The 21,943-nt window shown below is 60.4% G+C and carries 21 protein-coding genes; 13 read left to right on the top strand and 8 right to left on the bottom strand.

Annotated features, from left to right (window positions below; translation table 11 throughout):
• Positions 1–19: 19 nt before the first annotated feature.
• Together ACA068_RS27980 and ACA068_RS27975 are read right to left on the bottom strand one after the other, a co-directional pair.
• On the bottom strand, positions 20–2,431 hold the full coding sequence (locus tag ACA068_RS27980; protein WP_497306223.1) for a penicillin acylase family protein: 2,412 nt from the start codon (positions 2,429–2,431) through the stop codon (positions 20–22).
• A gap of 102 nt (positions 2,432–2,533) precedes the next feature.
• Positions 2,534–3,112 carry a DUF6436 domain-containing protein gene (locus ACA068_RS27975; RefSeq protein WP_497306221.1) on the bottom strand — a complete coding sequence of 193 codons (579 nt, stop codon included), beginning with the start codon at positions 3,110–3,112 and terminating at the stop codon, positions 2,534–2,536.
• Between the two features lie 97 nt (positions 3,113–3,209).
• Here ACA068_RS27975 and bipL point away from each other — a divergent pair, with 97 nt between their 5' ends.
• Positions 3,210–4,157, top strand: coding sequence for a phospholipase BipL (bipL, locus tag ACA068_RS27970; protein ID WP_497306219.1), 948 nt, complete (start codon positions 3,210–3,212; stop codon positions 4,155–4,157).
• Positions 4,158–4,268: 111 nt separating this feature from the next.
• Here bipL and ACA068_RS27965 read toward each other — a convergent pair whose 3' ends face one another.
• A complete protein-coding gene (locus ACA068_RS27965; protein ID WP_497306218.1) occupies positions 4,269–5,021 on the bottom strand; it encodes a DUF2059 domain-containing protein in 753 nt (250 codons plus the stop codon).
• Between the two features lie 123 nt (positions 5,022–5,144).
• Here ACA068_RS27965 and ACA068_RS27960 point away from each other — a divergent pair, with 123 nt between their 5' ends.
• Positions 5,145–5,777: a 2OG-Fe(II) oxygenase gene (locus tag ACA068_RS27960; protein WP_497306216.1), complete on the top strand. Its 633-nt coding sequence runs from the start codon at positions 5,145–5,147 to the stop codon at positions 5,775–5,777.
• Between the two features lie 2 nt (positions 5,778–5,779).
• Positions 5,780–6,265 (top strand): 2-thiouracil desulfurase family protein, encoded by a 486-nt coding sequence (locus ACA068_RS27955; protein ID WP_497306214.1) that lies wholly within the window; start codon positions 5,780–5,782, stop codon positions 6,263–6,265.
• Positions 6,266–6,394: 129 nt separating this feature from the next.
• Here ACA068_RS27955 and ACA068_RS27950 read toward each other — a convergent pair whose 3' ends face one another.
• Complete coding sequence (locus ACA068_RS27950) at positions 6,395–6,979, bottom strand: transporter substrate-binding domain-containing protein (protein WP_497306212.1); 585 nt, start codon at positions 6,977–6,979, stop codon at positions 6,395–6,397.
• A 135-nt stretch (positions 6,980–7,114) separates the two neighbouring features.
• Here ACA068_RS27950 and ACA068_RS27945 point away from each other — a divergent pair, with 135 nt between their 5' ends.
• Positions 7,115–7,540, top strand: coding sequence for a DUF4399 domain-containing protein (locus ACA068_RS27945; RefSeq protein WP_348124933.1), 426 nt, complete (start codon positions 7,115–7,117; stop codon positions 7,538–7,540).
• Between the two features lie 62 nt (positions 7,541–7,602).
• On the opposite strand, the gene serA is transcribed toward ACA068_RS27945, so the two are convergent.
• Complete coding sequence (gene serA, locus ACA068_RS27940) at positions 7,603–8,832, bottom strand: phosphoglycerate dehydrogenase (RefSeq protein ID WP_497306210.1); 1,230 nt, start codon at positions 8,830–8,832, stop codon at positions 7,603–7,605.
• Positions 8,833–9,036: 204 nt separating this feature from the next.
• On the opposite strand from serA, the gene ACA068_RS27935 reads away from it, so the two are divergent.
• The 4 genes from ACA068_RS27935 (at position 9,037) to ACA068_RS27920 (ending at position 13,348) form a co-directional block, all read left to right on the top strand.
• Complete coding sequence (locus tag ACA068_RS27935; protein ID WP_497306208.1) at positions 9,037–10,431, top strand: D-2-hydroxyglutarate dehydrogenase; 1,395 nt, start codon at positions 9,037–9,039, stop codon at positions 10,429–10,431.
• 36 nt (positions 10,432–10,467) lie between these two features.
• Complete coding sequence (locus ACA068_RS27930; RefSeq protein ID WP_497306206.1) at positions 10,468–11,133, top strand: fumarylacetoacetate hydrolase family protein; 666 nt, start codon at positions 10,468–10,470, stop codon at positions 11,131–11,133.
• A gap of 254 nt (positions 11,134–11,387) precedes the next feature.
• Positions 11,388–12,317: an SdiA-regulated domain-containing protein gene (locus ACA068_RS27925; RefSeq protein ID WP_497306204.1), complete on the top strand. Its 930-nt coding sequence runs from the start codon at positions 11,388–11,390 to the stop codon at positions 12,315–12,317.
• Between the two features lie 104 nt (positions 12,318–12,421).
• Positions 12,422–13,348 carry an SdiA-regulated domain-containing protein gene (locus ACA068_RS27920; RefSeq protein WP_497306203.1) on the top strand — a complete coding sequence of 309 codons (927 nt, stop codon included), beginning with the start codon at positions 12,422–12,424 and terminating at the stop codon, positions 13,346–13,348.
• Positions 13,349–13,472: 124 nt separating this feature from the next.
• Here the strand turns inward: ACA068_RS27920 and rpiA are convergent, their stop codons facing one another.
• On the bottom strand, positions 13,473–14,144 hold the full coding sequence (rpiA, locus tag ACA068_RS27915) for a ribose-5-phosphate isomerase RpiA (protein WP_102595075.1): 672 nt from the start codon (positions 14,142–14,144) through the stop codon (positions 13,473–13,475).
• Between the two features lie 301 nt (positions 14,145–14,445).
• On the opposite strand from rpiA, the gene ilvA reads away from it, so the two are divergent.
• Together ilvA and ACA068_RS27905 are read left to right on the top strand one after the other, a co-directional pair.
• Positions 14,446–15,960, top strand: a complete 1,515-nt coding sequence (ilvA, locus tag ACA068_RS27910) for a threonine ammonia-lyase, biosynthetic (RefSeq protein ID WP_497306201.1) — start codon at positions 14,446–14,448, stop codon at positions 15,958–15,960.
• A gap of 39 nt (positions 15,961–15,999) precedes the next feature.
• On the top strand, positions 16,000–16,425 hold the full coding sequence (locus ACA068_RS27905) for a DUF2269 domain-containing protein (protein ID WP_497306199.1): 426 nt from the start codon (positions 16,000–16,002) through the stop codon (positions 16,423–16,425).
• A 92-nt stretch (positions 16,426–16,517) separates the two neighbouring features.
• Here the strand turns inward: ACA068_RS27905 and ACA068_RS27900 are convergent, their stop codons facing one another.
• Entirely contained in the window at positions 16,518–17,174 is a 657-nt protein-coding gene (locus tag ACA068_RS27900; RefSeq protein ID WP_497306198.1) for a histidinol-phosphatase, read from the bottom strand.
• A 143-nt stretch (positions 17,175–17,317) separates the two neighbouring features.
• Between ACA068_RS27900 and ACA068_RS27895 the strand changes: the two genes are divergently transcribed.
• Together ACA068_RS27895 and ptsP are read left to right on the top strand one after the other, a co-directional pair.
• The gene (locus ACA068_RS27895; RefSeq protein ID WP_007945562.1) at positions 17,318–17,797 is read left to right on the top strand and encodes an RNA pyrophosphohydrolase; all 480 of its coding nucleotides are present in this window, start codon (positions 17,318–17,320) and stop codon (positions 17,795–17,797) included.
• 22 nt (positions 17,798–17,819) lie between these two features.
• Positions 17,820–20,099 (top strand): phosphoenolpyruvate--protein phosphotransferase, encoded by a 2,280-nt coding sequence (ptsP, locus tag ACA068_RS27890; protein ID WP_497306196.1) that lies wholly within the window; start codon positions 17,820–17,822, stop codon positions 20,097–20,099.
• Positions 20,100–20,223: 124 nt separating this feature from the next.
• Here the strand turns inward: ptsP and ACA068_RS27885 are convergent, their stop codons facing one another.
• Entirely contained in the window at positions 20,224–20,970 is a 747-nt protein-coding gene (locus ACA068_RS27885; RefSeq protein ID WP_497306194.1) for an NRDE family protein, read from the bottom strand.
• A 134-nt stretch (positions 20,971–21,104) separates the two neighbouring features.
• On the opposite strand from ACA068_RS27885, the gene ACA068_RS27880 reads away from it, so the two are divergent.
• The gene (locus ACA068_RS27880; protein ID WP_497306193.1) at positions 21,105–21,887 is read left to right on the top strand and encodes a sulfite exporter TauE/SafE family protein; all 783 of its coding nucleotides are present in this window, start codon (positions 21,105–21,107) and stop codon (positions 21,885–21,887) included.
• Positions 21,888–21,943 lie beyond the last annotated feature (56 nt).

Raw genomic sequence — 21,943 nt, 5'->3', positions numbered from 1 at the left:
CAGCCCAGGCAACAAAAATCTACGGCGCAGCCCGCGCCGGCAAGAACTTCAACGTACTGCGCGTATTGGCCGTGACTTCTTCGTCACTGAAATGCGCCTGGTAGTAAATCCCTTCGACATACGCCTCAGCCTGGTCGTCGTAGTGGCTGTCGAACGGCACGCCGCTCTGGCCGACCGGGTTGATAGTCAGGCTGTGGGCCGGGTCGGCAAAGTCCACCAGACGCCGGGTCGACGGTCCATAAGTCACCGGCCACGGCGCCGGGCCGATTTTGGCCGAGAGATTGTTCGGTACTTCATGGGTGCCAGGCGCCGCGAACGGGCCGACATTGAAGATCCGGTCCAGCGGCTTCTGCACGCCCAATGGATGACCATGGGTCAGGGTGTGAGCCTTGCCCCACTGCCAGTGCGCGAAGTCGGCGCCTAGAGTGCTCTTGAGATGGGCGATGCTCGCTTGCCAGGCCACCTTGACCGTGTCGGCGCGGGTTTCCTTGCCGAGAGTGTTGCGGTTATCCCACCACGGCGAATCGGCTGTCGCAGCCAGGCGGGGTAGCGCAGCGTCGATCACTCGGGTCGAGAGCAGGGTTTCGAAAAAATCATTCCCCAGCTCATCGTGCATCGTCGCGTCGGCCAGGTTGAACAGGAACTGGTTGAACAGCGTGGCGCTGGTGGAGTCCAGCGGGTAATCGCCTTTCCATTGCGCCAGTTGCTCGACCAGTTTGAGTTCGGCGGGATCGCTCACCACTTCACGCAGTACCGGCAACAGCGGCGCCAACAGACGCGGGCCGTAGGCGGTGGTGGTGCCCAGTTGCAGCTTCTGGTTGGCCTCGTTATCCCATTTCACGCTCTTGTCGCTGAGCTGACGATTGAGTTGCTGGCCGCGATCGGCGAGGTTGTAGTAACCGGGAATCTCCATGCCGGTCGGCGACACGGGCTGGAAGTTGGCCGAGACGATGTAGCCGCGTGTCGGGTTCTCTTCCTGCGGGTTGGCGCTGAACGGGTAGAAACCTTCCTTGTCCGCCTGATTGCTACTGCCGTCGAGGATGAATCCGGGTTTGACCCCGGCGGCACGCTTGGGCAGCAGCGCCGAGGCCCACCAGCCGATGTCACCCTTGGCGTTGGCGTAAACGATATTCAACCCCGGCGCCTGAATCTTCGCTGCTGCGGCGCGAGCCTTGGCCAGGGTGTCGGCGCGATTGAGCTGATAGAAACCGTCGAGGATCGGGTTCGGCGTTTCCAGGAACGCCCACCACATGGCCACCGGCGTCTTGCCAGCAGCGGTGCCGAGTGCATCGTTGATGATCGGGCCGTGGGGCGACTGGCGCAGCGTCAGGGTGACCGGCGCCTGGCCCTTCACCGCGATCTGTTGCTCGGTGTTGACCATGTCGACCCATTTGCCGCGATACCAGACCTGGTTCGGGTTGTCCGGGTTGACCTTCTCTGCGATCAGGTCGAGGTCGTCGTTCTGGAACATCGTCAGGCTCCAGCCGAAATCCAGGTTGTGGCCGAGAAAGGCAAACGGCACCAGTGCCTGATGATGGCCGTACAGTTCGAAGCCCGGCGCCGACAGTTGCGCCTCGTACCATACCGACGGCACCGAGAAGCGAATGTGCGGGTCACCGGCCAGCAGCGGCTTGCCGCTTTTACTGTGGTTGCCGGCTATCACCCAGGCGTTGCTTCCTTCGAATTGCGGCAGGCCGTTGTCGGCCAGGGCCTGTTCGCTCAGGCGGGCGAGGGCGTTCAGGTCTTTCCAGTCACCGGCGGCAAGGGCCGGGCCGGATGTTGAGCGCGTCTTGGCCAATACACCTTTGGGCTGCCAGTCGAGTTCGAAAATGTTCAGGTACTCGGCGCCCAATTGATCGCGCACAAACGTCAGTAAAGGTTCGGTGCGAAACGCGGCGGCAAAACTGTACGCCATGTAACCGGCGACGCTGATGCTGTCTTCGGCGGTGAAAGGGCGCTTGTGGATGCCCAACACGTCGAACTCCATGGGCGCCGCGTGAGTATCCTGATACTGGTTGATGCCATCCAGATAGGCTTCCAGCGCCTTCCATGCCGGTGACTGACGATCCAGTGCGGCCACATAGCTTTCGGCGCGTTCGCGGATGCGCAAGCTGCGGAACAGTTTGTCGGTGTCGACCAGTTTCGGTCCGAGGATTTCAGCCAGCTCACCCCGGGCGAGGCGACGCATGGCTTCCATCTGGAACAACCGGTCCTGGGCCTGCACATAGCCAAGGGTGCGGTAGAGGTCGGTTTCGTTTTCGGCGCGGATGTGCGGCACGCCGCGCTCGTCGTAACGCACGGTCACCGAGCCCTGAAGATGCTGCAACTCCACCTGGCCCTGGCGCGTTGGCTGCTTGATGTACACGTACCCGCCGACGCCGATGACGAGCGTGACGATCAGCAATACCAGTACGGTCAGGACGCGTTTCATGGTGACTCCTTGTTCTTCGGGATTGCCGCCCGTGCGGGCTGCAAACATGTAGCACAGACCTCCTGTGCCGGGCATCGCGGTCCTGGAATAGTCAGGATTGCCTTACTTCACTTCCTCCGGCCAAGGGCAGTAGCACCCGACCGCCAGCGTATGGGTGGCGCCCACGGTACGACCTTCGCTGAGTGCTTGCAGGATGGGCTCGATAAAGCTGTTGTTCGAATTGCAGGTCAGGCCTTCGCTGTACGGGCCGAAATACGCCAGTTTGCCGCTGCGGTCCCAGATCGCCACCGCCGGGCTGGCGGGGATCTGTTCGGAACCCGGGAGAACGGTGATGGTTTTGAGGCCGCTCAAGGTGCTGGGCAACTGACCGTGGCTGCCGGGTTTTTGTACCGCGTAAAACTCCACGCCCTGCGGTACATACTGCTCGACCAGTTCGGTCAGGTGTTGTTGGTTGCCGACATTGCACGGGCAAGCCGGGTCCCAGAAATGCACCAGGCGGATGGCGCCGGGGCCGGCGAGTTCGTCGCGCAGGCGCAGCGGATCGCCGGAAAATACCGCAGTGTGCGAACTGAAGGCGCGCAGGTAGCGCCCCTGAAACCAGTCATAGGCCGCCCACAAGACGCCGGCACACACGAGGGCGAGCAGGCTGGCAAGCAGTGTGGTGCGGTAGGCCGGACGCATGGGTTTCAATCCTCGAAGGTCGGCTAGCTTGCCATGCTTGCCGCGACAGATGAATATCGCAGGCCCATAAAGTCTGTTTAGTGCTCTGGAATAGCTCATGTCTGCCACTTTCGACCCCGATCATTTGCGCGCCAGCCTGCGGCCACTGGCCGAGTGGCAGCCGCTTTCGGTGGAGGCGCTGGCCTATCAGCGGTTTTACGGCCTGGATTTTCCGGGCCGAACGCAGCGCAGCGGGTTGGGGCGTTTCGAGGTCGATGGCTATGAAGTGGTCAGCCAGGTCTGGTGGCCTGAACAAGCGAAGGCGACGCTGTTTCTGTTCCACGGCTTCTACGACCACACCGGTCTCTACCGACATGTGATCGAGTGGGCGCTGGATCAGGGTTTTGCGGTGATTGCCTGCGACTTGCCGGGGCATGGTCTGTCCAGCGGCGAGCGGGCGAGCATCAAGGATTTCGCCGAGTATCAGCACACGCTGCAAGGGTTGTTTGCCGAGGCGCAGGCGCTCGACCTTCCACAGCCGTGGCACTTGTGCGGGCAGAGTACCGGCGGCGCGATCGTGATCGATCATGTGCTCAACCAGGGCGCGAACAGTCCGGCCCAAGGTCAGGTGATTTTGCTGTCACCGCTGGTTCGGCCGCGCGCCTGGGGCTGGTCGCAGCTCAGTTATTACCTGCTCAAGCCTTTCGTGAAAGCTATTGCCCGGCGCTTTAGCGAGAACTCCAACGACCCTGATTTCTTGCCGTTCCTGCAAGCCGATCCGTTGCAACCGCTGCGACTGCCAACGGCTTGGGTCGGTGCGTTGGCGCGGTGGATCAAGCGCATCGAGGCGGCACCGAACAGTCCACGGCGACCGCTGATTGTGCAGGGTCAGGCGGACATGACGGTGGATTGGGAGCATAACCTTGAGGTGTTGAAGGCCAAGTTTGATCGGCCGCAGGTATTGATGCTGCCGGAGGCGCGGCATCATTTGGCGAATGAGACTCTGGCGATGCGGGAGGAGTATTTCGGGTTTTTGAGCAAGCGGATCAAGGGCCGGAATCTTTAGTGACCGTTAGGGCCTCTTCGCGGGCAAGCCTCGCTCCTACAGGGGTATGCGGTTATCTGTAGGTGTAGGAGCGAGGCTTGCCCGCGAAGGCAATCTCAAAGGCGCTGAAGATTACTGACTGAGGTTCGACGTATCCTGCCCCACCGCCAACCCCGCCCGAATCGCCGCCAACGCCGCCTGGTAATACGCCTTGCCCTCTGTGGACTCGGCAAACGTGGCGAACTCTTCCAGCTCTTCATCCGACAAGTCGCGATAGACATACAACAGCGTGTTGTTCAGATCGGTACCAATCTGATCCATCAAACGCTGGCGCTGTCCGTTCAGCATCCCTTGCGCCTGACCGCCACCGAGTAAACCGGGGATCATCGAACTCAGGCTGTCGGCCGCGACGCCGGCGATCGCCAGGCTGACTTCCGCGCCGGCCTCGCGAGCGGGCAGGGCCTGGGCCAGGTGGCCGATGATCAGCAGGCGGCTGTCACTGGCCTGAATCTTCGGAAGACCCTTGGCGTTTTTCGCCAGCTGATCGCGACGGGTCGCCAGCAGTTCGGCGGCGACGATTTTCTTGCCCAGGGGCGATTGAAAGAAGGTCAGTGCAGGTTTCGGATCGGCGAGGCTTTTGCGCAATTGCGCCTCGGCGCGCTGGTCCACGGCCTGGGGGGCGAAACGTTGATTGCTGTTGTTCACCAAGGCTTGAAACACCGCCGGTGGCAGGCTGTTCTGGTAGCGCTGCTGAGCGGCTGAGAGGGCGTCGTTAAAATGCGCGCGCTGATCTGGCCAACCGGCGACCTTGTACAACTGGTCGTGGCCGTCTGCCCAAGCGGGCAACACACAGAGCATCAGCAGTGAAAAAAGCAAACGGCGCATAGGGACTCCTGTCAGCAGGCGACTATTCTCCGTGCGGCTTTCGTACTTGTCGAGAATTCGTATCAGTAATCCGACAAATCCTCCGCTGCGCGGCTCTGTCGGATTTGCAGGCACAGGAATACTATGCGCGCCATGCCCATATCCTCTGATCACCCGCTGCTGTTACGAATCGTCGACGACCTGGCCGAGCGCGGCTGGTCGCAGCAGAATATTTTCCTGCCTCTGGGTCTGACCCGGGAACTGGCGGCTGAGTGCCGTAAACGTGCAGCCGAGGGCGAACTGGCCCCGGCGGCCGTGGGGCGCGGGCCGACGTCGGAGATTCGCGAGGGGATCCGCGGTGACCATATCCAGTGGATCGAGCCCGGCCAGGCGTTGGCGTGCGACAGTTACCTGAGCTTGATGGACAGCCTGCGCGAGGCGATGAATCGCGGGTTGTACCTGGGCCTGGAAGATTTCGAAAGCCATTTCGCCCTGTACCCGCCCGGTGCGTTTTACCTCAAGCATGTTGATCGTTTTCGGGATGACGACCGGCGCATGGTCTCCGCGGTGATCTACCTCAATGACGCTTGGCTGCCCGAGCACGGCGGCCAGTTGCGCATGTACCTGGAGGAAGGTGTCGAACACGACGTGGTGCCCACTGGCGGATGCCTGGTGGTGTTTCTGTCGGGCGAGGTGCCTCACGAAGTCCTGCCCGCGACCCGGGATCGCCTGTCATTGACGGGGTGGTTTCGGCGTCGTGGTAACGAGCCATTCTGATCATGCAGAAAATTCTGGTAAGCCGCTGCCTGCTGGGCCACCGCGTCCGATACGACGGCGGGGCGAGCGGGCCGTTCGATCAGCTTCAACAATGGCTCGATGAAGGTCGGGTGGTGCCGTTGTGCCCGGAGGTGGCCGGTGGGTTGCCAACACCCAGGGCCGCAGCGGAAATTCCGGGCGGGCAGGGTGGCGAAGTGCTGGATGGCCACGCCTCTGTCATCACCACCGAGGGTGAGGACGTCAGTGCCGAGTTTCTCTCGGGGGCTTATCAGGCGTTGGAGTTGGTGCGAAAGCACGGCATCAGGATCGCTGTGCTGAAGGCTAATAGCCCGTCGTGTGGGAATCTTCTGACGTATGACGGGAGCTTCAGCGGCGTGAAGGTCAGCGGCGAAGGCGTGACGGCGGCGTTGCTCAAGCGTCATGGCGTGCAGGTTTTCAGTGAGCTGGAGCTGGCTGACGCGTCCGCTGCATTGACAGCGCAAGACTAACCCCCCGCACATCCCCCCTGTAGGAGTGAGCCTGCTCGCGATAGCGGCCTAACATTCAACATCACCGTTGACTGGCATGGCCTCATCGCGAGCAGGCTCACTCCTACAGGGTTGGTCGTCAGTCCGGGATCAGGGTTTCGGCGCCTCACTCGTATCTGCCCCAAACCACTTCTGCTCCAGCGCCTCCAGACGCCCATCCGCCTTGATCCGTTGCAACGCGTTCTCCAGGCTGGCGTGAAACGCCGGATTACCCTTCTGAAACGGAATCGCCAGGTCCACTGCCGGGGCGGTTTTCGGCTTTTCTTCCGTCAGCGACTGCACCAACAGGATCGAACGCGGCTCTTCGTTCTGCGCGATCAATTGCGCATTGGTGTGAAGGTAAGGTTCGGTGAAGTCGAAACGATCCTTCAGTTCCGGGGTCATTGCTATGTGGTTGATGGCGATGTCGTATTTGCCAGTTTCAACACCAGGCAGCAGATCGCTGGAATCGGTCACGACAAAGTCGGCGCGCACATCCAGTTCGCGGGCCAACAGTTGGCCCAATTCGACTTCGAAGCCGGTGAGTTTGCCGTCGTCCTTGAAGTTGAAGGGCGGTGTATCAGCCTCAAGAGCAATGCGCAATTCGCCACGGTCGTTTACATCGTCAATCAGTTCGGCATGAGCCAAAGGGCTCAGAAGGGGTAGCAGGCAGATCAGGCCAGGCAAAAAACGCATGGTCACTCCTTTGAATTCATTATCGCGATGCGCTGGTTCAGGCTCGCTTTGCTATGGTTGTCGAGGTCCTTCGACAACGAATGGCCGTGAAGTTGTCTCGGCCACGCGGATTTTACGGAAAAACTGGAGAAGAGAATGAAAACGTTTATGTCACGAGCAGCATTGGCTGGCCTATTGATGGGCGTTTCGGTGCTGGCCAGTGCTGCAACACCGGCCCCCAAGGGTGCCGAAGTGTCCATCGTTTCTCCTGAAGATGGTGGGACTGTCCCGCAAACGTTCAAGGTTAAATTCGCTGTCGAGAATGTTGCGCTGGCGCCAGCCGGCGATACCACAAAGAACACCGGCCACCACCATTTGCTGATTGATGCCAAGAATGTCGTGGCTGCAGGGGCGGTAATCCCGGCAGATGCCAATCACGTTCATTTCGGCAAGGCGCAGACAGAAACCGAGCTGACGCTGACACCTGGCAAGCACACCTTGCAGTTGGAGTTGGGCGACATGAACCATATGGCCTTCGACCCGCCAATCGTGTCGAAGGAGATCACCGTCAACGTTAAATGACAGCATAGCGCACATGAAAAAGGAGCCCCGAGGGGCTCCTTTTTTTGTCACTCAAGTCGCTGTCAGAACAACACGCGGCAACGAATGGTGCCGTTGATGTGCTGCAGCTTCTCTTGCGCCAGGTCCGAATACTCGGCGTCGACGTCGATCACCACGTAGCCGACTTTCTCGTTGGTCTGCAGGAACTGACCGGAGATGTTGATGCCGTTTTCGGCGAAGACCTTGTTGATCTCGCTCATCACGCCCGGAATGTTCTCGTGGATGTGCAGCAGGCGGTGCTTGCCAGGGTGGGCCGGCAGGGCCACTTCCGGGAAGTTCACGGACGATACCGAGGTACCGTTGTCGCTGTACTTGACCAGTTTCTCTGCCACTTCCAGACCGATGTTGGCTTGCGCTTCAGCGGTGGAACCGCCGATGTGCGGGGTCAGGATCACGTTGTCCAGGCCGCGCAGCGGGCTTTCGAACTCTTCGTCGTTGGAGCGTGGCTCCACCGGGAATACGTCGATGGCCGCGCCGATCAGGTGCTTGTCCTTGATCGCGTCCGCCAGGGCGTCCAGTTCGACCACGGTGCCGCGAGCCGCGTTGATCAGGATGCCGCCTTTCTTGATGGCGCGGATTTCCTTCTCGCCGATCATCCACTGGGTCGCAGCGGTTTCCGGAACGTGCAGGGTGACGATGTCGGACATGCCCAGCAGCTCGGTCAGGTTGCCGACCTGAGTGGCGTTGCCCAATGGCAGCTTGGTCACGGTGTCGTAGAAGTACACCTGCATACCCAGGCCTTCCGCCAGGACCGACAATTGAGTGCCGATCGAGCCGTAGCCGACGATGCCGAGTTTCTTGCCGCGGATCTCGAAGGAGTTGGCCGCGCTCTTGATCCAGCCGCCACGGTGGCAGGAAGCGTTTTTCTCAGGAATGCCGCGCAGCAACAGGATCGCTTCGGCCAGCACCAGCTCGGCTACGGAGCGAGTGTTGGAGTACGGCGCGTTGAACACCGCGATGCCGCGTTCGCGGGCAGCGTTCAGGTCAACCTGGTTGGTGCCGATGCAGAAACACCCTACAGCCACGAGCTTCTTCGCGTGATCGAAGATCTCTTCGGTCAGTTGAGTGCGGGAGCGAATGCCGATGAAGTGCGCATCAGCGATCTTTTCCTTCAGCTGGGCTTCCGGCAGAGAACCTGTGAGGTACTCGATGCTGGTGTAGCCCGCCGACTTGAGAACGTCGACAGCCGATTGGTGGACGCCTTCGAGAAGAAGGAACTTGATCTTGCTCTTATCGAGAGAAGTCTTGCTCATCTGCGTAAACCTGTATCCCGGAGAAAAATGGCAGGAAATGGTCAACAGATGCTGACCCGAACGGCAAGAAGGCCGTTACCGCAGAATAGCCGTTGGGCACTACCCTGCGGGGTCGGTATGCTAGCATACGCACCCCGCTAAACACTCATTCCTGCGACGTGAAGCGTTCTCAGGATGACCATGAATTGTTCGAGAGTTCTGTCGATGACCAATCCTGCCCTGATTGAAGAGCTGAAGACCCTGGTTGAGCCTGGCAAGGTGCTGACCGATGCCGACTCCCTGAATGCTTACGGTAAGGATTGGACCAAGCATTTCGCCCCGGCCCCGACGGCCATCGTGTTTCCCAAGACCACCGAGCAGGTCCAGGCCATTGTCCGTTGGGCCAACGAACGCAAGGTGGCGCTGGTGCCGTCGGGCGGTCGAACCGGGCTGTCCGCCGCAGCGGTAGCGGCCAATGGTGAAGTGGTTGTCTCGTTCGACTATATGAACCAGATCCTCGACGTGAACATGACCGACCGTACTGCGGTCTGCCAGCCAGGCGTAGTCACCGAGCATTTGCAGAACGTCGCCGAAGAAAAAGGCCTGTACTACCCGGTGGATTTCGCATCTGCGGGTTCGAGCCAAATTGGCGGCAATATCGGCACCAATGCCGGCGGGATCAAGGTGATTCGCTATGGCATGACCCGTAACTGGGTAGCCGGCATGAAAGTCGTCACCGGCAAGGGCGATCTGCTGGAGCTGAATAAAGACCTGATCAAGAACGCCACTGGCTACGACCTGCGTCAGCTGTTCATCGGCGCCGAAGGCACCCTCGGTTTTGTCGTCGAAGCGACCATGCGCCTGGACCGTGCGCCGAAAAACCTCACCGCGATGGTCCTCGGCACCACCGATTTCGACTCGATCATGCCGGTGCTGCACGCTTTCCAGAGCAAGCTCGACCTGACCGCCTTCGAATTCTTCTCCGACAAGGCTCTGGCGAAGGTCATGGCGCGCGGCGACGTGCCGGCGGCGTTTGAAACCGATTGCCCGTTCTACGCCTTGCTGGAATTCGAAGCGACCACCGAAGAAGTGGCCAACCACGCCCTGGAAACCTTCGAGCACTGCGTCGAGCAGGGCTGGGTGCTGGACGGCGTGATGAGCCAGAGCGAAACCCAGCTGCAGAACTTGTGGAAGCTGCGCGAATACATCTCCGAGACCATTTCCCACTGGACGCCGTACAAGAACGACATTTCGGTCACTGTGTCGAAAGTCCCGGCGTTCCTGAAGGAAATCGACGCGATCGTCGGCGAACACTACCCGGATTTCGAAATCGTCTGGTTCGGCCACATCGGCGACGGCAACCTGCACTTGAACATCCTCAAGCCGGAAAACCTGAGCAAGGACGAGTTCTTCGCCAAGTGCGCCACCGTCAACAAGTGGGTGTTCGAAACCGTCGAGAAGTACAACGGCTCGATTTCCGCCGAACACGGCGTGGGCATGACCAAGCGTGATTACTTGACCTACAGCCGCTCGCCGGTTGAGATCGAGTACATGAAAGCGGTCAAGGCGGTGTTCGACCCGAACGGCATCATGAATCCGGGCAAAATCTTCGCTGTTTGACTTTTGAATTTAAGCGCTACGAAACAGGAGTCGGTAATGAGCTATCAGCACCAGTATGTCGACGGCACGCGTATTCACTTCCCGCTCGGGAAAGTGGTGTGCATCGGCCGCAACTACGCCGAACACGCCAAGGAACTGGACAACCCGGTGCCTACAGAACCGCTGCTGTTCATCAAGCCGGGCAGTTGCGTGGTGCCGCTGGACGGCGGTTTCAGCATTCCGACCGAGCGTGGCTCAGTGCATTACGAAGCGGAAATCGCGGTGCTGATCGGCAAGCCTCTGTCGACCAAGCCAAGCCGAGAAGAAGTACTCGATGCGATCTCCGGCTTCGCCCCGGCCCTGGACCTGACGCTGCGTGACAAGCAGGCCGAGCTGAAATCCAAGGGCCTGCCTTGGGAAATCGCCAAGTCGTTCGACGGCGCGGCGGTGATTGCTCCGTTCGTGTCCGGCAGCACGTTCGCTGATCTGACCGACATTGGCATCCGCCTGACCATCAACGGCGAAGTGCGCCAGGATGGCAATAGCAGCGCCATGCTCAACCCGATCGTGCCGATGATCCAGCACATGGCCGGCTGCTTCTCGCTGCAGGCCGGTGACGTGATCCTGACCGGCACGCCAGTGGGCGTCGGCCCGCTGAATGTCGGTGATGAGCTGGTGATCGAATTGCCCGGCGCGAGCAGCTTCACCACCAGCGTGCGCTAACCGAACACCGCAAAACCCCTGTAGGAGTGAGCCTGCTCGCGATAGCGGTCTGTCATTCAACATCTCTGTTGTCTGACACGGCCTCATCGCGAGCAGGCTCGCTCCCACATTAATTTTGTTGTTGCCCACGCAGGGCTTTCCCGCCATTTCCCGTTTTTTTCACATCGAGTCTGGATAATTCCGCGGATTCCGGCGTCTGAGCCGGTCCCAATTGTGCTATTACCCGTAGCCTGAATTTCTGGAACGCATCCTGAATGGCCACCCGACCGCTGCCCACTGTCAAAACTGCCCGCCGCTCGCGCTTTGTCATGCGTTGGTATTCCTGGCTTTTGCTGGTGGCGGCCGCCGCTTATGGCCTCGCCTTTGCGATGCATTGGGATGATCGCGGTGTGCTCTGGCTTCATGAGCGTTTTGAAAGCCCGACCGCGCGTCAGGAAAGTATCTGGCTGCCGGATTACCGTGCGGTAATCGACGCCAAGCTGCTACCGGGGATGGAGAAGGACGAGGCGTCGGACCTGGCCTACAACCCGCACACCAAAACCCTGTTTTCGGTCATGGGCAAGAACCCGTTCCTCGTTGAGCTGACCTTGCAGGGCGACGTCTTGCGCAAAATGCCGCTGGTGGGCTGGAGCAATCCGGAAGGCCTGACCGTAATGGGCAACGGTCTGCTGGCCATCGTCGATGAGCGTGAGCACGTGCTCTCCATCGTCAAGGTCGATGCCGACACTCGCGAACTGAACATCGCCAACTTCCCGAAATACGACCTCGGCCCTTCGAAAGACCAGAACAAGGCCTTCGAAGCCATCGTCTATGATCCGCGCAATCAGCAGATCCTGCTGGGTGAGGAACGCCCACCGGCGCTGTTCAGCTGGAAAAGCGACGGCAGCCAGACCCTCAAGGGCGACAAGCAAAAGCTCGCCAATGACGAACTGGATATCCGCAACCTGTCGGGGCTGGCCATCGACCCGCGAACGGGCCACACCCTGGCGCTGTCAGCCGATTCCCACTTGTTGCTGGAACTGGACGAGAAGGGCGAGCAGGTCAGCTTCATGACCTTGCTGGGTGGCTTCAATGGCTTGAAGAAGACCATTCCGCGGGCCGAAGGCGTGACCATGGACGAGGCGGGTACGCTTTACATGGTGAGTGAGCCCAACCTGTTCTACCGTTTCGAAAAGCAGAAATAGGCGCCCGAATTCGCAAGTTGTGGTTCAAGGCCGTTGGCCATTAAGCTTGAATTCATACAGGTGTGATATTTCATCCGCCTGTTTCTGTTTCCGAGCTCGCCTGAATGCGCCGACTTGCCCGTCCCAAACCCCTTATTTTGATCCTGACAGTCATTGCGCTGGTTGCGCTGGTTGCGCTGGTTGCGGTTGGCCAATACATGCGTCTGTTCGAGCGCGCCTGGTTCAACCTGCACACCCTCTGGAAACCGCTCAGCAGCGAGTCCATTGGTCTGGATCAATACCGGGTAGCCATCGAAGCCCGGGTCATCGACGGGCTGAACGACGATGTGTCGGCGCTGACCTTCGATCCGGTGCGCAAAAGCCTGTTTACCGTCACCAACAAAAACGCCGAGTTGATCGAGCTGTCGCTGGACGGGCGGATCATTCGACGCGTTGCGCTGGTTGGCTTCGGCGACCCGGAGGCGGTGGAGTTCATCAGCGCCGACACTTACGTGATTACCGACGAACGCCAGCAACGACTGATCAAGATTCATCTGGAGAAGGACACGATGTTTCTCGACGCGGCGGATGCCGAGCAGATGACCCTCGGTGTGCACATGAGCGGCAACAAGGGTTTCGAGGGCCTGGCTTACGATTCGGTGGGCAAGCGTCTGTTTGTCGCCAAGGAGCGCGACCCGATGCTGATCTACGAAGTGCAGGGCTTCCCGCATTACAACCCGGAGAAATCCTACGCGGTGCACGTGGTCAACAACCCCAAGCGCGATGCCGGGATGTTCGTGCGAGACCTGTCGAGCCTGCAATACGACGAGCGCAGCGGCCATTTGCTTGCGCTGTCCGACGAGTCGCGGCTGATTCTGGAACTGGATGTGGACGGGCGCCCGCTGAGCACCATGTCGCTGAGCAAAGGGCGCCAGGGCTTGGAAAAGACCGTGCCGCAAGCGGAAGGCATTGCCATGGATGACGACGGCACGATGTACCTGGTGAGCGAGCCGAACCTGTTCTACGTCTTCAAAAAACCACCGCAACCCTAACCAACACCGCAAACCAATTGTAGGAGCGAAGCTTGCTCGCGAAGAGGCCCTGACATTCAACATATTATGTCGAGTGTCAGGGCCTCTTCGCGAGCAAGCTTCGCTCCTACGGGGCGGCGAACTATCAGGCCTTGAGGGTTTTCACGCCTTCGCTGGTGCCCAGCAGCAGCAAGTCCGCCGGACGCGCCGCGAACAAGCCATTGGTGACCACGCCCACAATCGCGTTGATCTGCGTTTCCAGCTCCACCGGGTTGGTGATCTGCATGTTGAACACGTCGAGGATGATGTTTCCGTTGTCGGTCAACACGCCTTCACGGTAGACCGGGTCGCCGCCGAGCTTCACCAGCTCGCGGGCCACGTGGCTGCGGGCCATCGGGATCACTTCGACCGGCAGCGGGAACGCGCCGAGCACCGGCACCAGTTTGCTGGCGTCGGCGATGCAGATAAAGGTCTTGGCCACGGCCGCGACAATTTTCTCGCGGGTCAGGGCCGCGCCGCCGCCCTTGATCAGGTTCAGGTGCTCGTCGCTTTCATCGGCGCCGTCGACATAGAACTCTAGGTCGCTGACGGTGTTCAGCTCATACACCGGAATGCCGTGGCCCTTGAGGCGGGCGGCGGTGGCTTCGGAGCTGGCGACCGCGCCATCGAATGCGCCTTTGTGCTTGGCCAGGGCGTCGATGAAGCAGTTGGCGGTGGAGCCGGTGCCGACCCCGACGATGCTCTTGTCGTCGAGTTTCGGGAGGATGAAGTCGACGGCGGCCTGAGCCACTGCCTGTTTGAGTTGATCCTGGGTCATGCGGGCTCCGAGGTGCCGAAGGAGAGAACGAAAGGCCGGCATTATAGGCTTCGCGCCGGGGAAGGTCATTGCCCGATTGGCGGGCCACGACCGTTACCTGTAGAAGCGAGGCTTGCCCGCGAAAGCGATCTTATCGCCAACATTTATGTTGGATGTGACGGCCTCTTCGCGGGCAAGCCCCGCTCCTACAGGCTCATGATCCCTTCCGGGGACGGTAAAACCACCTGTTTAGTGTGGTCGTCCGCCCGAAAGCCGGGTTAGACTCCTTGGCCCTGCCCAACCCGCTCAGTGATGCTTTCCGATGCTCGAACAGTACGTCAAAAAGATCCTCACCTCGCGCGTTTATGACGTTGCCGTAGAAACCCCATTGCAGACGGCCCGCCAGCTCTCCGAGCGGCTGGGCAATGCTATCTGGCTCAAGCGTGAAGACTTGCAGCCGGTGTTCTCGTTCAAGATTCGCGGCGCCTACAACAAGCTGACCCAGCTCAGCGATGAGGAGCGCGCTCGCGGCGTGGTCACCGCCTCGGCGGGCAACCACGCGCAGGGCCTGGCGCTGGCGGCGAAAGTGCTGGGCGTAAAGGCGACCATCGTCATGCCCAAGACCACCCCGGAAATCAAGGTCGAAGGCGTGCGTTCGCGCGGTGGCAAAGTGGTGCTTCATGGCGATTCGTTCCCGGAAGCCCTGGCCTACTCGCTGAAACTGGTCGACGAAAAAGGTTACGTCTACATTCACCCCTACGACGATCCCCATACCATTGCCGGGCAGGGCACCGTGGCGATGGAAATTCTGCGCCAGCACCCCGGGCGTCTGGATGCGATCTTCGTTCCGGTGGGCGGCGGCGGGTTGATCGCCGGGATCGCGGCGTATGTGAAATACCTGCGCCCTGAAATCAAAATCATCGGCGTCGAACCGGACGATTCCAACTGCCTGCAAGCGGCCATGGCGGCCGGCGAGCGCGTGGTGCTGCCAACCGTGGGCTTGTTCGCCGATGGCGTCGCGGTGGCGCAGATCGGTCAGCACACGTTCGACATCTGCAAAGACTACGTTGATGAAGTCATCACCGTCAGCACCGACGAAATCTGCGCGGCGATCAAGGATATCTACGACGATACCCGCTCGATCACCGAACCTGCCGGCGCCCTGGGCGTGGCCGGGATCAAGAAGTATGTCGAGCAGCGCGGTGTCACCGGGCACACCTTCGTCGCCATCGATTCCGGTGCCAACGTCAACTTCGACCGCCTACGCCATGTTGCCGAGCGCGCCGAGCTGGGCGAGGGTCGTGAAGCCATCATTGCCGTGACCATCCCCGAGAAACCGGGCAGTTTCAAGGCGTTCTGCGAGGCCATCGGCAAGCGCCAGATCACCGAATTCAACTACCGCTACAACACTGGCAGCGAAGCGCACATCTTCGTTGGCGTGCAGACGCACCCGGAAACCGACCCGCGCAGTGCGCTGATCGCCAGCCTCGGCGAGCAGGGTTTTCCGGTGCTGGACCTGACCGATAACGAACTGGCCAAGCTGCACATTCGCCACATGGTGGGTGGTCGTGCGGCACACGTGGTCGATGAAGTGATTCTGCGTTTCGAATTCCCGGAACGTCCGGGCGCGCTGTTCAACTTCCTCAACAAACTCGGCGGGCGCTGGAACATCTCGATGTTCCACTACCGCAACCATGGCGCTGCGGATGGCCGCGTGGTCGCGGGTCTACAAGTGCCGCACGACGAACGTCATCTGGTGCCGGCGGCACTGGAAGAAATCGGTTACCCGTACTGGGACGAAAGCGACAACCCGGCCTATAAGCTGTTTCTTGGCTGAGTGGCTACGCTGATGGGCAGGTCATAAGGAAATCGAACAATGGAAACGTTAACCGCCCTGAAAATGGCGCACACCGCGGCGACGGCAATATTATTGGGCTGTGCGCTGGGCTTGGGGATATGGGTTTGGCAAACGCGGCGTCGTGGCGATGCGACTGCTGCGGCACGCACGCTGCAAAGGCCTCGGGTGTTCGTTTGGCTGCTGATGGGCCTGGCGTTGCTGAGCATGCCATTCACCGGCTGGTGGATGGTGCATCTGGTGGGCTGGCCGTTGGGGCAGACGTGGTTGCTGGCGTCGAGTGTGCTTTACACCCTGGCGGCGTTGGGGTGGTTCTGGTTGCTGGTGCGGCTTAACAAGCTGCGCAAGGCGCCGGGAGGGAACGGGAAGTTCACCTTCGCCCTCGCGCTGTTCAGCTTTGTCTGCTTTATCGCCATTGCCGGGTTGATGGGTGCCAAGCCTGTTTAAGGCGTTGGACCGCGTTGACCCATTCGCGGGCAAGCCTCGCTCCTACAGGGTTTAGGTGATCCGTAGGAGCAGGCTTGCCCGCGAAAGCAATGTCAATCGCGCAACGAAATTACCGGCCAGCCACGCTTCATGGCCTCAGCCCGCAAATTCGGATCAGGATCAACCGCCACCGGATTCGCCACTTGCTCCAGCAACGGCAAATCATTCATCGAATCGCTGTAGAAATAGCTGTCTTCCAGCGAATACCCGGTCTCTTCCAGCCAACGATTCAACCGCGTGACCTTGCCTTCCCGGAAGCAAGGCACATCGGTGCTGCGCCCGGTATAACGGCCATCAACCATCTCGCATTCCGTGGCGATCAGGGTTTCAACTCCCAGGCGCTGGGCAATCGGCCCGGTGACGAAGCGGTTGGTGGCGGTGATGATTACCAGTTTGTCGCCAGCCTCTCGGTGCTTTGCCAGCAATTCAATCGCCTTGGGCAGCACGATCGGCTCAATGCAATCGCGCATGTAATCCAGGTGCCATTGATCCAGCGTGGCCATCTCGGTGCGGCCGAGGACTTCCAGGCAGAAGTTCAGATAGGCATCGTTATCCAGCTTGCCGGCCAGGTAGTCCTGATAGAACTCGTCGTTGCGTGCCTTGTAGGCGACGGCGTCGAGGAAGCCGCGTTCGCACAGGTAATCGCCCCAGGCGTGGTCACTGTCGCCGCCCAAAAGCGTGTTGTCCAAGTCGAATAAAGCCAGCCGCATTGCAGTTACTCGCTGAAAAGTCTGTAGAAAGGCGTCCAGAATACGGACTTTTCACAAGAGTGCACATAAGGTAGGTCGGCTCGTTGCTGCCTTCACAACCTTTGTGGAACAATGCGGCGACATGCGTTTGCGAGGTTGTTGCCGTGATCGACCCCGATGGTTTCCGCCCCAATGTCGGGATCATTCTCACGAATGATGCCGGACAGGTGCTATGGGCTCGCCGTATCAATCAAGATGCCTGGCAGTTTCCACAGGGCGGGATCAACCCCCAGGAGACGCCGGAAGACGCCTTGTACCGCGAGTTGAACGAAGAAGTGGGTCTTGAGCGCGAAGATGTTGAAATTCTCGCCTGCACCCGGGGCTGGTTGCGCTATCGTTTGCCGCAACGTCTGGTCAGGACGCACAGCCAACCGCTGTGCATCGGCCAGAAACAGAAGTGGTTTCTCCTGCGCCTGATCTCCAACGAGCAGCGGGTGCGGATGGATTTGACCGGTAAACCGGAATTCGATGGCTGGCGCTGGGTCAGTTATTGGTATCCGTTGGGCCAGGTGGTGACATTCAAGCGCGAGGTGTATCGACGCGCTCTCAAAGAGCTTGCCCCGCGCCTTTTAACGCGCGACTGACGACGGAGTTCGACCCCGAGCCATGCTCAATACGCTGCGCAAGATCGTCCAGGAAGTTAACTCCGCCAAGGATCTCAAGGCGGCGTTGGGGATTATTGTGTTGCGCGTCAAAGAGGCCATGGGCAGCCAGGTCTGCTCGGTCTACCTGCTTGACCCTGAGACCAACCGCTTCGTGCTGATGGCCACCGAGGGCTTGAACAAGCGCTCGATCGGCAAAGTCAGCATGGCACCCAACGAAGGTCTGGTTGGCCTGGTCGGCACGCGTGAAGAACCCCTTAACCTCGAAAACGCCGCGGATCACCCGCGCTACCGTTACTTCGCCGAGACCGGTGAAGAGCGCTACGCCTCCTTCCTTGGGGCGCCGATCATTCACCACCGCCGCGTCGTCGGCGTGTTGGTCATTCAGCAAAAAGAACGCCGCCAGTTCGATGAAGGTGAAGAAGCCTTCCTCGTGACCATGAGCGCGCAGCTCGCCGGCGTTATCGCCCACGCCGAAGCCACCGGTTCGATCCGTGGCCTGGGCCGTCAGGGCAAAGGCATCCAGGAAGCCAAGTTTGTCGGTGTACCGGGTTCGCCGGGTGCGGCGGTCGGTACGGCAGTGGTCATGCTGCCGCCAGCCGATCTGGACGTGGTGCCGGACAAGACCATCACCGACATCGAAGCCGAACTCGGCCTGTTCAAGACCGCCATCGAAGGCGTGCGCGCCGACATGCGTGCCTTGTCCGCCAAGCTGGCGAATCAGCTGCGCCCGGAAGAGCGCGCGCTGTTCGATGTCTACCTGATGATGCTCGACGATGCTTCGCTGGGCAGCGAAATCACCACCGTGATCAAGACCGGCCAGTGGGCCCAGGGCGCGTTGCGTCAGGTGGTCACCGAACACGTCAACCGTTTCGAATTGATGGACGACGCCTACCTTCGTGAGCGCGCCTCGGACGTCAAGGACCTTGGCCGCCGTCTGCTCGCTTACTTGCAGGAAGAACGTCAGCAGACTCTGGTCTACCCCGACAACACCATCCTGATCAGCGAAGAACTGACGCCGGCAATGCTCGGCGAGGTGCCGGAAGGCAAGCTGGTCGGTCTTGTGTCGGTACTCGGTTCCGGCAACTCCCACGTGGCGATCCTGGCGCGAGCCATGGGCATCCCGACGGTGATGGGCCTGGTCGACCTGCCGTATTCCAAGGTCGACGGCATCCAGATGATCGTCGACGGCTACCACGGCGAGGTCTACACCAACCCCAGCGAAGTGCTGCGCAAGCAGTTCGCCGAAGTGGTCGAGGAAGAAAAGCAACTGGCCCTCGGGCTGGACGCGCTGCGCGACTTGCCATGCGTGACCCTCGATGGCCATCGCATGCCGCTGTGGGTCAACACCGGCCTGCTGGCGGACGTTGCGCGAGCGCAGAAGCGTGGTGCCGAAGGTGTCGGTCTGTACCGCACCGAAGTGCCGTTCATGATCAACCAGAGGTTCCCGAGCGAAAAGGAGCAGTTGGCGATCTATCGCGAGCAACTCGCCGCGTTCCACCCGCAACCGGTGACCATGCGCAGCCTGGACATCGGCGGCGACAAATCGCTGTCGTACTTCCCGATCAAGGAAGACAACCCGTTCCTCGGCTGGCGTGGCATTCGCGTCACCCTCGACCACCCGGAAATCTTCCTGGTGCAGACCCGTGCCATGCTCAAGGCCAGCGAAGGCTTGAACAACCTGCGGATTCTGCTGCCGATGATCTCCGGCACCCACGAACTCGAAGAAGCCCTGCACCTGATTCATCGGGCCTGGGGCGAAGTCCGCGACGAAGGCACCGACGTGCCAATGCCGCCGATTGGCGTGATGATCGAGATTCCGGCGGCGGTCTATCAGACCAAGGAACTGGCGCGGCAGGTGGACTTCCTGTCGGTCGGCTCCAACGACCTGACTCAATACCTGCTGGCGGTGGACCGCAACAACCCGCGTGTTGCCGACCTTTACGACTACCTGCACCCGGCGGTGCTCCAGGCGTTGCAGAACGTCGTGCGTGACGCCCACGCCGAAGGCAAGCCTGTGAGCATCTGCGGCGAGATGGCCGGTGACCCGGCGGCGGCGGTGCTGTTGATGGCGATGGGCTTCGACAGCCTGTCGATGAACGCCACCAACTTGCCGAAGGTGAAGTGGATGCTGCGTCAGATCAATCTGAGCAAGGCCAAGGAATTACTGGCCGAGCTGATGACCATCGACAACCCGCAAGTTATCCACAGCTCGCTGCAATTGGCGCTGAAGAACCTTGGGTTGGCGCGGATGATCAATCCGGCATCGGTCAAAACCCTCTGAAAGACTGATGGCCCTGTGGCGAGGGAGCTTGCTCCCGCTGGAGTGCGAAGCGCTCCCAATCGTTTTGCGGCTGCTGCGCAACCGAACGGGAGCAAGCTCCCTCGCCACAGGTGATCGCTAGCCTTCAAATCTTGATCTCCACTTCCCCCAAATGCCCCCCATACGGCCCGAAACTCCGTTCGACCATATGCCGTGTCCCATCCGCCTGAACAATCAATGCCGTACTCGCCCGCGTCCCATACGTGGGGCTGGCGATAAACACACTCGACAACAACGACTCGGTCGCCAGACCCACGCCGGTATCCGGCAGCTCGGCAAATGGTGCGGTCTGCGGATCATTCAGCAACGCCAGTAACGCTTCTGGCTGCGGATCCACCAGCACTTCCTCCAGCGCCGCCCGCGCCTTGAGCAGTTTCGGCCACGGCGTATCCAACCCGGCATTCGACAACCCATAGACCCCAGGCACCAGCATCACCGCCTCAGACTCCCGCGCATTGAAGTGCCACAGTTCGTTTGCATTGCCGATCAGCAGATTAAATCCGGCGTATTCCAGCGAGCGTCCGACAACGTCGCTTAAGTAATCATCAATCGACATGCTGCCCAGAAGAAAACCCGCCACCAGCTCACCTCGCGTTTTTCGCGAGGGTGGCTGATGTGGATCACGAATATTGGTCAGCGCAGCAAAACGTCCATTGGCACCGATGCCGAGCCAGGTGCCGCCGGCTTCCAGGTCGCGCCCGGCGTAGACGCTCGGTGCGTGCGGCCATTGCGCAAGGGGCTGGCTGGGCCGGGCATAGAATTCGTCGCGGTTGGCCGCCACGATCAGCGGCTGGGCATGCCCCGGTCGCCAGGCAAAAACAATCAGGCACATAAGGTGGTCCTAGTGTGTTTTTTGCCCACTCTACGCAGTCGTCGCCTGTCGTTCCATTGCCATCCGCAGTGGAGCCCGAGGCCACGCATCCGTTACCATGCCGCTCCGGTTTGGGCTAAGCATTGGGATCGTCCATGGAATTTCTGCTCTATCTGGCGCTGGGCGCCTGCGCAGGCGTGCTGGCCGGGCTGTTCGGGGTTGGCGGCGGGATCATCATCGTCCCGGTGCTGGTGTTCAGTTTCACCTTGCAGGGCTTCGATGCGTCGATCCTGACCCACTTGGCGGTCGGCACTTCCCTGGCGACGATCATCTTTACGTCGGTCAATGCGGTCCGCGAACATCATCGTCGCGGCGCGGTGCGTTGGCCGATTTTCGTGTGGATGACCGTGGGTATTCTGATGGGCGCCGGTTTTGGTGCGCTGACGGCTGAAGCGATCTCCGGCCCGAACCTGCAGAGAATCATCGGCGTGTTTGCGCTGATCATCGCCGCGCAACTGGCGTTGGACGTCAAACCCAAGGCCAGCCGAACGGTGCCCGGCAAACTCGGTCTCACCGTGGCCGGCAGTGTGATTGGCTGGGCCTCGGCGATTTTCGGCATTGGCGGCGGCTCGTTGACCGTACCGTTCCTGACCTGGCGCAGCGTGCCGATGCAGCAAGCGGTGGCGACGTCGTCGGCTTGCGGTCTGCCCATCGCCTTGGCCAGTGCATTAAGTTTCATGATTCTGGGCTGGCACGATCCCTTGCTACCGGCCCATAGTCTCGGTTTTATCTATTTGCCGGCGCTGCTGGGGATTGCCCTGACCAGCATGGTGTTCGCCCGTCTCGGTGCGCGATTGGCCCACAAGCTGTCGCCGAAGTTGCTGAAAAGGCTGTTCGCGGCTTTGCTGTTCTGCGTAGGCCTGAGCTTCCTGCTCTAGCTCGCAATGCTGGCTTAATCCTGAGGTGGCAGCGTCGCCCGGGAATTCTGGTTTCA

The organism is Pseudomonas sp. LBUM1660 (genome assembly GCF_059695935.1).
This window is presented reverse-complemented; position numbering and strand designations above follow the sequence as displayed.